Annotated in this window: 11 protein-coding genes; 9 read left to right on the top strand and 2 right to left on the bottom strand. The window is 47.1% G+C overall.

Features of this window, described 5'->3' with window-relative positions:
* Positions 1 to 113 precede the first annotated feature (113 nt).
* On the bottom strand, positions 114 to 1,298 hold the full coding sequence (locus M1G14_RS06240) for a DUF2974 domain-containing protein (RefSeq protein WP_049522846.1): 1,185 nt from the start codon (positions 1,296 to 1,298) through the stop codon (positions 114 to 116).
* A 169-nt stretch (positions 1,299 to 1,467) separates the two neighbouring features.
* Here M1G14_RS06240 and M1G14_RS06235 point away from each other — a divergent pair, with 169 nt between their 5' ends.
* The 5 genes from M1G14_RS06235 to M1G14_RS06220 all read left to right on the top strand — a co-directional run bounded on the left by M1G14_RS06235 (position 1,468) and on the right by M1G14_RS06220 (position 6,116).
* Complete coding sequence (locus M1G14_RS06235) at positions 1,468 to 2,145, top strand: response regulator transcription factor (RefSeq protein WP_003006080.1); 678 nt, start codon at positions 1,468 to 1,470, stop codon at positions 2,143 to 2,145.
* Complete coding sequence (locus M1G14_RS06230) at positions 2,138 to 3,112, top strand: sensor histidine kinase (RefSeq protein ID WP_049522845.1); 975 nt, start codon at positions 2,138 to 2,140, stop codon at positions 3,110 to 3,112. The genes M1G14_RS06235 and M1G14_RS06230 overlap by 8 nt, the downstream gene beginning before the upstream one ends.
* 115 nt (positions 3,113 to 3,227) lie before the next feature.
* Positions 3,228 to 3,356 carry a hypothetical protein gene (locus M1G14_RS10930; RefSeq protein WP_256263225.1) on the top strand — a complete coding sequence of 43 codons (129 nt, stop codon included), beginning with the start codon at positions 3,228 to 3,230 and terminating at the stop codon, positions 3,354 to 3,356.
* 15 nt (positions 3,357 to 3,371) lie between these two features.
* Positions 3,372 to 4,130: an ABC transporter ATP-binding protein gene (locus tag M1G14_RS06225; RefSeq protein ID WP_004219620.1), complete on the top strand. Its 759-nt coding sequence runs from the start codon at positions 3,372 to 3,374 to the stop codon at positions 4,128 to 4,130.
* Positions 4,131 to 6,116 carry an FtsX-like permease family protein gene (locus tag M1G14_RS06220; protein WP_049523129.1) on the top strand — a complete coding sequence of 662 codons (1,986 nt, stop codon included), beginning with the start codon at positions 4,131 to 4,133 and terminating at the stop codon, positions 6,114 to 6,116.
* Between the two features lie 365 nt (positions 6,117 to 6,481).
* Here the strand turns inward: M1G14_RS06220 and M1G14_RS06215 are convergent, their stop codons facing one another.
* Positions 6,482 to 6,745: a SemiSWEET family transporter gene (locus tag M1G14_RS06215; RefSeq protein ID WP_003012241.1), complete on the bottom strand. Its 264-nt coding sequence runs from the start codon at positions 6,743 to 6,745 to the stop codon at positions 6,482 to 6,484.
* 288 nt (positions 6,746 to 7,033) lie between these two features.
* Here M1G14_RS06215 and M1G14_RS06210 point away from each other — a divergent pair, with 288 nt between their 5' ends.
* The 4 genes from M1G14_RS06210 to M1G14_RS06195 all read left to right on the top strand — a co-directional run bounded on the left by M1G14_RS06210 (position 7,034) and on the right by M1G14_RS06195 (position 11,413).
* Positions 7,034 to 7,291 (top strand): SemiSWEET family transporter, encoded by a 258-nt coding sequence (locus M1G14_RS06210; protein ID WP_003006102.1) that lies wholly within the window; start codon positions 7,034 to 7,036, stop codon positions 7,289 to 7,291.
* A gap of 259 nt (positions 7,292 to 7,550) precedes the next feature.
* Positions 7,551 to 7,928, top strand: coding sequence for a YbgA family protein (locus tag M1G14_RS06205; RefSeq protein ID WP_049522716.1), 378 nt, complete (start codon positions 7,551 to 7,553; stop codon positions 7,926 to 7,928).
* Complete coding sequence (locus M1G14_RS06200; RefSeq protein ID WP_049522715.1) at positions 7,929 to 8,294, top strand: TIGR02328 family protein; 366 nt, start codon at positions 7,929 to 7,931, stop codon at positions 8,292 to 8,294.
* Between the two features lie 125 nt (positions 8,295 to 8,419).
* Positions 8,420 to 11,413, top strand: a complete 2,994-nt coding sequence (locus tag M1G14_RS06195) for a type I restriction endonuclease subunit R (protein WP_049522714.1) — start codon at positions 8,420 to 8,422, stop codon at positions 11,411 to 11,413.
* The last annotated feature ends 9 nt before the right edge of the window (positions 11,414 to 11,422 follow it).

Genomic DNA, 11,422 nt, shown 5'->3' with positions numbered 1-11,422 from the left:
GCCCACTCAACCACTGCGTCTTGCTCGACAATCCAAAAATAATTGAGAGGCTAGGACTTTTGTCCCAGCCTCTTTTTGCGTTTTAGTGAATAGAAGAAGTCAGTAGTTGAGCCTCACTCCTTGTGCTCAAGAAGCAGTGGTGAGGAAGTCTCGACTGCTTTTTTTCGCTTGAAAAATGCGGCCATTTGAACCAGGATGCGGGGGACCGTTTGCCATTTTTTCCAAGCTTGAAAGCGAGTGTCGATGAGCTGCTTGGCTAAGCGTTCCAGCATTTCCCGTTCGGTTGGATCCAGATCCTGGGCATTTTGGAGGATTTCTTTGGCCTTAGCTAGCTGTTTGAGATCGGTTAGATCATTGATGGAAGTGATGCCGGCATCCAGAAAAATGCCAAAAAAGGTGTCAAAAAACTTCTTGCGCTCCTCTGCCGATGTTTCGCGAACCCATTGCTTCAAGGTCAGGTCGGTCTGCTGGCTATCTGGACTGGTTTCAGAAACGGTCACAAAGCTGTAGTCCTTGATTTCCCAAGTGAAGGCGTCATGCTGGGCAAAGCCACCAAAGGCGTGACTTTTGACAATGGTCGTCGGTTCTGGCACTTCCAACATCATGCCAACGATGGATCCCTGAGGGACAAAGCGACGAATGTTTGGAGACGTGCGCTGGTAGCCTTCGGTTTCGATGATGGCCTTGTTGAGGCCAGGAGCATCGTAGCTGTAGATCACGTCTACCCGTTCAAATAAGGAATCAGGTAGATACGAGCAGGCATAGGTCGCAAGGTTGCCCCCTTTGGAGTGACCGGCTACTAAGAAACGTCCTTTTGGAAATTCCTTCATGACATGTTGCAGGTAGCAGGCTGCGCGCTTCTGAGCTGGTACATGGTCCATATAGGTCATGTGGAAGTCTTCCTTCCAGCCGATCAAGGTGTCATCCGTTCCTCTGAAAACGACCAAATACGTATCCAGACTAAGCCGATAGGTCATGGCCGCAAACTGTTTTTGCACATCGGGATCGTATTCATCGACATAGTTGAGGAGTTTGATGTTCTTAAAGCGCTTTGAAGTAGCCAAGTCATCGACTAATTGCAGGTGCTGGTTACTCACGATAAAATCGGTAGTCCGATCGATCAGTTCCATCGCATCAGACAGGCGCACTGGAATCCCTGTTGTATCTCCTTGAGGCACAATGTGTCCAAAGGGCAGATAGGTCAGCTCTGTCAATGCGAGGACATCCAGCTCCTTGAAGGGGCGGTCGTATATGGAATCGTAAGTCACTTCTTTTAGGTAATCAAAAATCGTCGACATCTGTGCCTCCCGTGTCTTCTTTCTCTCAGTATAGCACAAAAATGGATGGAGAAAAAGCGCCTTCCATCAAGACAGTAGGAGTGAGATCTTATTTCCCTCTGAAACAGCCTTTTTCTCTGCCTCTTAATCTGTTATAATAGGAAGAAGAAAAAAAGAAGGAAAGAAAGCCATGCATAAAATTCTCTTAGTGGAAGACGATGAAATTATCCGCCAACAGGTCAAACAATTATTGGAACAATGGGGCTATGAAGTGGTCGCAGTAGAGGATTTTATGGATGTCCTCGGGATCTTTGTTGAAAGTGACCCTCACTTGATCCTCATGGATATTGGCCTACCTCTCTACAATGGTTACCACTGGTGCCAAGAGATTCGCAAGGTTTCAAAGGTTCCGATCATGTTTCTTTCTTCACGGGATCAAGCCATGGATATTGTCATGGCCATCAATATGGGTGGAGACGACTTTGTCACCAAGCCCTTTGATCAAAATGTCCTCCTTGCCAAGGTCCAAGGTCTCTTGCGCCGCTCCTACGAATTTGGGACAGATCAAAATCTGCTGGAGCATCGGGGAGCCATCCTCAATCTCAAGTCCACAGACTTGGTGTATGAAGGGGAAGTCATCAAGCTGACCAAGAATGAATTTCAGATCCTGCGTGTCCTGTTTGAGCATGCAGGCAGTATCGTGGCGCGCGATGACATGATGAAGGAGCTCTGGAATAGCGACTTCTTTATTGATGACAATACCTTGTCTGTCAATGTGGCCCGCCTTCGCAAGAAACTAGAGGAGGCTGGCTTGTCAAACTTCATCGAAACCAAGAAAGGCATCGGTTACGGGTTGACCCATGAATAAATTTGGAACGATCTTCTGGCAATATGTGGTATCCCGCAGGCGCCTACTCTATCTATCGGTCATCTTTTTGATCGTCGATTTGGTCTTTGCCTATCTCTTTCCAGAGACAGGGACGGTTTTCCTCTATGCGACCCTAGTGCTAGGCTTTTTTGCCTTCTGTGTCTTGATCTGGGATTTCGCCATGACCTTTCGGGACTACCGCAAAGCCGCACTTTATGAGGAAATAGAGGTTGCCTCACCACTGGAACACCTCCTTTATGAAAAATACACGGAAGAACAGCAGGCGCGCTTGGAGGAAGGGAAGACAGCCCAGGCCAAGTTCAATGACCTGATGGATTACTATACCCTCTGGGTTCACCAGATTAAGACGCCCATTGCGGCTAGTCAGCTCTTGGTGCAAGATGTCGAGATGCCCATTGTCAAGCAGCAGATGGAGCAGGAGCTCTTTAAGATTGACTCCTATGCCAATCTGGTTTTGCAGTACCTGCGACTGGAGAGCTTTCATGATGATCTGGTCTTAAAGCGCGTGTCGGTAGAAGATTTGGTCAAAGAAGTAGTCCGCAAGTATGCCCTCTTTTTTATCCAAAAGAATTTGACCGTGGACCTGCATGATTTGGAGCAGGAGGTCATCACCGATCGTAAGTGGCTCCTGGTCATTATCGAGCAGCTCTTGTCCAATAGCCTCAAGTACACCAGCACAGGTGGGATTGAGATCTATTTCAAAGACCAGACTCTCTATATAAAAGATAGCGGGATTGGGATCAAAAATAGCGATGTCCTTCGCGTCTTTGAGAGGGGCTTCTCCGGCTATAATGGCCACCTGACCCAGCAATCCTCAGGGCTAGGGCTCTATCTGTCTAAGAAAATCGCAGAGCAATTGGGTCACAGGATCACCCTCCATTCAGAGGTCGGTCAAGGCACGACCGTTGCCATTCGCTTTGAAGAGAAGAAGTTGGTCATGGATTAAGATTTCCCCATCTTACAAAAATGTAAGAAATAAACGGTAAAATGAAAGGTTAGGTTATGGTAGCCGCCTTTTATTTTTTATACAATAGTCTCATCAAATGAAGGAGGTCAAGAAAATGAAACTCTTGAAATGGATGAAACAACTCAAAAAGACTGAGAAACCCTGTAACCAAACCGATCTTGAAAAGACGGAATTTGGTCTCCAAGTCCTGCAACAAACCCAAGAATTTTTCTTGATCTACTAGTAAAAGGAGAAAAGTATGTCATTGCTAGACGTTCAACACATCAAAAAAATCTACAAAACCCGCTTTCAAGGGACGCAGGTCGAAGCCCTAAAGGACATTCACTTCACCGTGGAAAAGGGTGAATACGTCGCCATCATGGGGGAATCAGGGTCCGGGAAATCGACCCTCCTCAATATCCTAGCCATGCTGGACCAGCCGACCGAAGGACGGGTCTACCTCAACGGTACCGATACCTCGACCATCAAGAACAAGGATGCCTCGAGCTTTCGTCGGGAAAAACTAGGCTTCGTGTTTCAAGATTTCAACCTGCTCGACACCTTGTCTGTCAAGGACAATATCCTCTTACCTTTGGTCCTTTCTCGCAGACCGGTCAAGGAAATGATGAGCAAGGTGGATAGCGTCAGTCGAGAATTGGGTATTCACCAGCTCCTTGAAAAATATCCTTACGAAATCTCTGGTGGGCAAAAACAACGGGTGGCTGTAGCACGGGCCATCATCACCTCACCTGAAATTCTCCTTGCTGATGAGCCAACAGGGGCGCTGGATTCCAAGTCATCAGCTGCTTTGCTAGATGTCTTTGAAGATATTAATAGCATGGGCCAAACCATCCTCATGGTGACCCACTCAACTGCAGCGGCTGCTCGGGCCAAGCGCGTGCTCTTTATCAAAGACGGAATTCTCTACAACCAGATCTTCCGCGGGGAAAAGACAGAGCGTCAGATGTTCCAAGAAATCTCGGATACCTTGACGGTCATGGCAAGTGAGGTGGAGTAGATGTTACGATTAACCACTAAATTAGCTTGCTCCAATCTCATCAAGAACCGCAAGCTCTATTATCCCTTTGCGATTGCAGTCATTCTCGCAGTGACCATCGCCTATCTCTTTGACTCCCTGACCTTTAATCCTCGCATTTCCGAGCTTCGAGGGGGCTCTTCTATAGTGTTCACCCTCAGCTTGGGATTCTTCGTGGTCAATGTCGCGGGGGCCATCATCGTGCTTTATGCCAATAGCTTCGTCATGAAAAACCGCTCCAAGGAGCTGGGCATCTACAGCATGCTGGGCCTTGAGAAACGCCATCTCATCAGCATGATTTTCAAGGAACTCTTGCTTTTTGGCTTTCTAACCATCTCAGCCGGAGTCTTGATCGGAGCTCTCTTTGACAAGCTGATCTTTGCCTTCCTCTTGAAACTCATGAAGATGAAGGTCCAGCTGGTATCTACCTTCCAACCTGGGATTGTCGTCCTGGTCTTTGTCACCTTTGGTCTCACCTTTGGTCTTTTGGTTCTTCTCAATGCTTGGCGCATTCTCCGTTTGAATGCCCTGCAGTTGACGCGTGAGAAGGCTAGTGGTGAAAAGAAAGCCCGCTTCTTGTGGCCCCAAACCATCCTTGGCTTAGCCTCTCTCGGTTTTGGCTACTACCTAGCTGTGTCTGTCAAAGACCCTATCATTGCGCTTGTGACCTTCTTTTTAGCCGTTATCTTGGTCATGATCGGGACCTACCTGCTCTTTAATGCGGGGATCACCGTCTTCTTGCATCTGCTTAAGAAAAAGAAGAACTATTATTACCAACCCAACAACATGATCTCGGTCTCTAACCTCATCTATCGCATGAAGAAGAATGCAGTGGGCCTTGCGACCATTGCCATCCTCTCGACCATGGTATTGGTAACCATTTCTGCTGCGACCAACATCTATATCGGTGGTGAAACGATCAAGAAGATCATGTCTCCTCATGATTTCTCTGTCCAAGGAAAAGGGGTAGACCTAGAGCAAATCAACCAGAAATTTGATGAATTTGCCTCTGAGCATCATCTTGAGATCAAAAATCGTGACCTGATGACCTATGCCAACTTTGGAGTTAAATCACAAAATGGCACGGCTTTCACCGTCTATCCAGCTGATGAGCGCAACGTCACTCCCAAAACTGTCTTTATGGTCTTTGATGCAGCTAGCTATGAACAAATGACCGGAGAAAAGGTCGATCTGACCGGCAACCAAGTCATCCTCTTTGCTCATAACAAGGCTCTGACAGGGCAAAAGCAGTTTACTATCAACGGGCATGACTTCCAAGTCAAGGAAGAAGTGAGCAAGGATTTTATCACCGATCACGTGCCCAATCAGTTTAATATGCTGACGGAGGATTTCAACTACCTGATCGTGCCTGACCTCTCAGCCTTTGTCGCCCAGTTTCCAAATCTTGCCATCAATACCAATATCTACGGTGGTTTCAATGTCAATGTCGATGAAGACCAGCAGCTCAAGCTAGCAGCTAGTTATGACAAGATGATCGATGAATTGAGCAGCCAACAGGGTCAAGGAACATTTATCTATGGAGGTAACCGAGCCAATGATGTGGCAGAGTTGAATAGCCTCTTTGGTGGCATCTTCTTTATCGGGATTTTCTTGTCACTGATCTTTATGGTCGGAACGGTCATCGTCATTTACTACAAGCAAATCTCAGAAGGCTATGAAGACCGTGATCGCTTCGTCATCCTCCAACAGGTGGGGCTTGATGAACACGAGGTCAAACGGACCATCAACCGTCAAGTGCGGACCGTCTTCTTCCTCCCTCTTATCTTTGCCTTTGTCCACCTGGCCTTTGCCTACCATATGATCCGCCTCATTCTCAAAGTGCTCGGTGTCATCAATAGTGGCCAAGTCCTCGTCGTGACCCTCAGTGTCTGTGCTGTCTTTCTCATCACCTACTTGATCGTCTTTTGGATCACCTCTCGGAGCTATCGTAAGATTGTGCAGATATAAGGAGAGAGAAGCTCGAATCAAATTAGAAACTTTCCTTAGGTGAGTACGGACGTCAGCGAACTTCGAAGAAGTTCCATGACTAATTATTGAGCCTAAGGTCTCAATATTTCCGAGTGCCTGAAACATGATTATTTCAGGCACTTTTCTCACAGCGGAAAGTTTCAATATACTCTAAATAATAATTAGAAATCATTTGGATATTTTTGCACAATAGTCCAGATTAGGTTATTCAAAGTAAAAATTGTCAACTTTTTAAGCTCGCTCATGGCGGGCTTTTGTGCGAAAATCGACAGCGATTGTTTTTGCTTTTCAAAGGGATATAAAAAAGACTGAACCAGTCGAGTTCAGTCTTTGTTCGCTTTCTATTAAAGTGATGTAAGGAAAGTCAATCCTCCTAGGATGACACCTGCCGAATTCGGAATGATCAAAATCCAGTCTTTTTTAGGTTCCTTTGTCCAACCATAAATGACCCAGATCAAGCAAGAAATAGCAGCTGACAAGGGTTGGAAAGGTTGGGCCTTGTTTCCCTGTAAATTAGCAATAATTTGTGGGATGTAGGCAATGAAAACGATAATCCCAATAAAGGCACCGATCGAGCCAACGATTTGGTTGATTTTTTGTTTATTCATAAAATTTTACCTCTGTGTATCAAAATAGCATAAGTAGGAAGAAAATGCAATTAATTTGCATGCTATGCAAGATGAAAATGATTACATTCGCACAAAATTAGACAATGTGTCAAAAAAATAGCAACTAGAGAGAAGACTCTCTCGAAAAGAAATCCATCTTCCTGCAAAATCACAAGATTGTGACACTTTACAGTTCGGTAACATTTGAAAAAAAGACTTGAATTTGTAAAGGACAAAAGGTAGAATAGTGCATACTTTAAAAAAAGAAAAGGAAATGGTAGTTTCAAAATGAATGAAAAACAAATGAAAATTCTTGGTTGGGTTGCGACCTTTATGTCTGTTATGATGTATGTGTCTTACTTCCCACAAATCATGGATAACCTCGCAGGTCACAAAGGGAACTTTGTTCAACCCCTTGTCGCAGCCATCAACTGTAGCCTTTGGGTTTACTACGGACTCTTCAAAAAAGAACGCGATATTCCACTTGCTGCAGCCAATGCACCAGGGATCATCTTTGGTTTGATCACAGCCATCACAGCCTTGTAATCAATGAAAGAGAGAGTAGGACAGAAATCGGTAATTCGTTAGAATTCGATTTCGTCGTCCCACCTCTGCACAGTTGAGTAGGGCTATAAAAGCTGATGAAATCAGCGTAGTAGTGCCCGCTCAACCACTGCGTCTTGCTCTACAATTCAAAAACAATTAAGAGGCCAGGACTTTTGTCCCAGCCTTTTTTTGATGGAATGAATCATTTCCATGGTATAATGGGAGGACTATTCATAGAGAAGATCAAAAGGAGACAAAAGTGGAGCAAAAACATCACTGTCAAGTCCTATGGGCGAAAAATAAATACCTGGTGCTGAGTCATTCCAGCAATATTTACAAGGAAATCCGGGAATACCTCAAGCGAGACCAGGTGGAGGTCAGCCACGTCGAGGACCTGATCCAGCAAGCGCTGGCCTTGCCAGAAAATCGTGGCCAGGTCTCCAATGCCTTTCAGCATATCTGGGGCTATTTCAAAAAGCAGGCGACTGCAGAGGAAAAGGCGGACTTTATGCTACTACTTGAGAAATACCAGCATGGCCAAGCCCAGCAAGAAGATCTGATCAAGGGAATCCAGACTCTCCTTGAGCGCTACCCGAATCGCTACTTACAAGATTCAACGCTACTAGGAGGTCAATAGATGAGACTCTGGCACCAAGACTTGATTCCCAAACTCCCTCGTCCCCAGCTCCTGGGTCAACACCGGGAATGTTGCGCCCTTCGAGGTAATGGCTGGGGCAAGAAGCACGCGACGGTCAACTATGTCTTTGACTACTCGCCCTATCGCCTCTATGCCTATCATCGTCTGATCATGGAGGAGATGACCGCTCGTGGCTATAAGGTCAGCCCAGAGTGGTGGGAATCGACCTACCGAGGCAAGACCTGCCCAGTTTATTCAGAACTGGAAGAGGAAGCCTTGAGCACCCCCATCTATCCCGAGCATCATGCGGGTTACCTGAAAGAATGCCTGGAGAACCTAGCAGAAAAAGGAATCCAACTTGACTAAGAAAAACGAACCAGACCAGGTTCGTTTTTTTGCGCGAAAAACCAACAAAATGCTTTGAAAGCGTTAATTTCTTTCCCAAACATGCTATAATAATAGGAGATTATGCACAGGAAAAGGATAGACGGATGAAGGCAGTAGCAACTCCAGAACTTGAGATTGAAAGACAGTTGATCCAGCAGTTGACATCAGGAGAGAGTCAGTGGACTTATCGCGAGGATCTCAAGAATGAAGACCAGTTATGGGACAATTTCTTTGACAAGCTCGCGCAAAACAATGTCGCCTTGTTGGCGGACCATCCCTTGACCGAGCAAGAAAAGCGCCAGATCAAGAACCAGCTCAACTTTGTCAGCTATTATGAAGCGGCCAAGTGGCTTGCTGGTGAAAATGGGATCGCCAAGGTAGAAGTCCAGCGAGAAGATGCTAGTCTAGGCACCATTCGTCTCGCGGTCATCTGGCGGGACAATATCGCAGCTGGTAAGTCGAGCTATGAAGTGGTCAACCAAGTCGAACGCGACAAGGCCTATCCGCTAGACCAGGATCGACGGCTCGATACGACCCTTCTGATCAATGGACTTCCCCTCATCCATATCGAACTCAAGAGTCCACGAGTGGCCTTTCTAGATGCCTTTCACCAGATAAAGAAGTACGACCGTGAAGGCAAGTTCCGGGGGATTTACTCGAGCTTACAGATGTTTGTCGTTACCAATAAGGTCGATACACGCTATATCGCTGCAGCGCGTGAAAGCAAGTTAAACAAGCAATTTCTGACCAAGTGGGTGGACAAGGACAACCAGCCCATGATCGATCTTAACAGCTTTGCCCATGAGGTTCTTTCGATCCCACGGGCCCACCAGATGGTCATGCAGTACTCGGTCATCGATGATAGTAAGAAAGCCCTCATCCTCCTGCGTCCCTACCAGATCCATGCCATTGAGGCTGTACAGGAAGCCTCTCGTCGCCAAGAGTCGGGCTATATCTGGCATACGACCGGATCAGGAAAGACCCTGACCTCTTACAAGGTAGCGCGCAATCTCTTGCAGATTCCTGCTATACAAAAGACCATCTTTGTCGTCGACCGCAGAGACCTGGACCAGCAGACGACTTCGTCCTTCCTCTCTTATGCGGCCAATGATGTCATCGATATCGACGAGACGGACAATACCCATGAACTGGTCAAGCGCTTAGGAGGCAATGACAAGCGCGTGGTGGTCACGACCATCCAGAAAATCACGACTATGATGCGCAAGTTTGAAGAAGGGAAGTACCAGCGGGATGCTGGGAAGATCAAGGACCTGCGCGTGGCCTTTGTCGTGGATGAGTGCCACCGGGCGGTCACCCCACAGACGCAAAAGGAAATCAAGGCCTACTTCAAGAACTCTCTCTGGTATGGCTTTACAGGGACTCCAATCTTCAAGGAAAACAAACGCAAACAAGTGGGAGACCTGGCTCAGACCACCCACCAACAGTATGGTGATCGCCTACATGAATACACGGTCAAGGAAGCCATCCATGATGGAGCGGTTTTGGGCTTTAAGGTAGACTACCGCAACACCATCATCTCAGACCTGCTAGAAGAAGAGATCCCAGACCATGCCTACGAGGACAAGGAGCACATGCTAGAAGTTCTCGATGCCATCCTCAATAAGAGCCAGCAACAGCTCAATATCCCTAAAGGAGTCGGAAAGAGCTATGAGGCTATCTTGACAGTCAAGTCTATCCCACGGGCACAGGCCTATTATAATCTGCTCAAGAGCATTCTCGCTGGCAAGGAGCGGGTCAAGGTCTCCGAGCGGGTCAAACGCCATTTGCCAGATTTTCCAAAATTCACCATCACTTACTCGGTGTCTGAAAATGAGGAAGAATCCATCGGCTACCAAGACCACATGAAGCAGGTCATGGAGGACTACAACCAAGAGTTTGGTACGCATTTTAGCCTAGCGGATCTGCGGGGCTTTAACACCGATGTCAATAATCGCTTGGCTAGAAAGCAGGACAAGTATCTCTACCGCAATGAACAGTTGGATCTGGTCATCGTGGTTGACCGTCTCTTGACCGGTTTTGATGCACCTTGCCTTTCTACACTCTTTATCGATCGCAAGCCCATGCGTCCACAGGACTTGATCCAGGCCTTTAGCCGGACCAATCGGATTTTTGATGACAAGAAGCACTTCGGCCATATCATCACCTTCCAACGTCCTCAAGCCTTTAAGGAAGCCGTCGATAATGCCCTCAAACTCTACTCCAATGGAGGAGAAAATGAGGTCCTGGCACCTAGCTGGGAAGAAGAGAAGCGCAACTTCTTAAAAGCCTGGGCAGAGTTTAAAGGCCAAGTCACAGACTTCGAAGAAGAAGGAGTCGCCCTCGAGCAAGCTCCAACAGCTCAGCTCCGCAAGGTCGCTAAAGCCTATCAGGTCTTTGACAAGTACCAAGCCTCAATCCGTGTCTACTCAGAGTACGATAAGGAAGAGATCTATCGGGAGACCGGCCTCAGCGACAACCAGCTCGAAGCCTATCTAGGCCTCTATCAAAATATCCTGGCAGAGATCAAGAGCAGGGATCCAGAAGTGGACAGCCAAGATGAGCTAGACATCCACTATGAGCTAGAGTCTGTCCAAGTCGATGAGATCAACTATGCCTATATCCTGATGCTGATCCAGAGTATGATCCAGCAGGAGGAGAATGACGAGCAGACCCTGAGTGACAAAGATATCGCAACCGTGGATAGCTATATCGAGAGCCTGAACCGGACCAATCCAAGCCTAGCGGAGATCATCCAAAACCTCTGGACCCAAGTCCAAGAAGAGCCCGAACGCTACCGAGGACAATCCATCACCGGAGTCTTGGACCAGATGATCGAATCCGTCATCGATAGCCATATCGTAAGCTTCGCCAAAAACTGGTATATCGGAGCCGACGAACTCCGCTACTATATCCAACACTACCGCAAAGGCGCCAAAAAACAAGCCGGAGAAAGCCAGCTGACCAAGAGCCAACGCTACAAAGACTACAAAGCAGAAGTAGCAGATGCCCTCAACCCACTCAGCTACAAAAAACAAATCAAAGAAGCCTATACCCAACTGATCGAAGAGGTGATTGAACCGCTAAGAGTGGGGAGGTAGGAGGAGGAG

This window comes from Streptococcus parasanguinis, assembly GCF_023109675.1.
In the GTDB taxonomy this organism is placed as follows: Bacteria; Bacillota; Bacilli; order Lactobacillales; family Streptococcaceae; genus Streptococcus; species Streptococcus parasanguinis_I.
This window is presented reverse-complemented; position numbering and strand designations above follow the sequence as displayed.

Bases quoted from the DNA above. Each gene is read 5' to 3' on its own strand.
- M1G14_RS10930 (WP_256263225.1), top strand. From the start codon at position 3,228: ATGAAACTCTTGAAATGGATGAAACAACTCAAAAAGACTGAGAAACCC.
- M1G14_RS06220 (WP_049523129.1), top strand. From the start codon at position 4,131: ATGTTACGATTAACCACTAAATTAGCTTGCTCCAATCTCATCAAGAAC.
- M1G14_RS06230 (WP_049522845.1), top strand. From the start codon at position 2,138: ATGAATAAATTTGGAACGATCTTCTGGCAATATGTGGTATCCCGCAGG.
- M1G14_RS06215 (WP_003012241.1), bottom strand. From the start codon at position 6,745: ATGAATAAACAAAAAATCAACCAAATCGTTGGCTCGATCGGTGCCTTT.
- M1G14_RS06240 (WP_049522846.1), bottom strand. From the start codon at position 1,298: ATGTCGACGATTTTTGATTACCTAAAAGAAGTGACTTACGATTCCATA.
- M1G14_RS06210 (WP_003006102.1), top strand. From the start codon at position 7,034: ATGAATGAAAAACAAATGAAAATTCTTGGTTGGGTTGCGACCTTTATG.
- M1G14_RS06235 (WP_003006080.1), top strand. From the start codon at position 1,468: ATGCATAAAATTCTCTTAGTGGAAGACGATGAAATTATCCGCCAACAG.
- M1G14_RS06225 (WP_004219620.1), top strand. From the start codon at position 3,372: ATGTCATTGCTAGACGTTCAACACATCAAAAAAATCTACAAAACCCGC.
- M1G14_RS06195 (WP_049522714.1), top strand. From the start codon at position 8,420: ATGAAGGCAGTAGCAACTCCAGAACTTGAGATTGAAAGACAGTTGATC.
- M1G14_RS06200 (WP_049522715.1), top strand. From the start codon at position 7,929: ATGAGACTCTGGCACCAAGACTTGATTCCCAAACTCCCTCGTCCCCAG.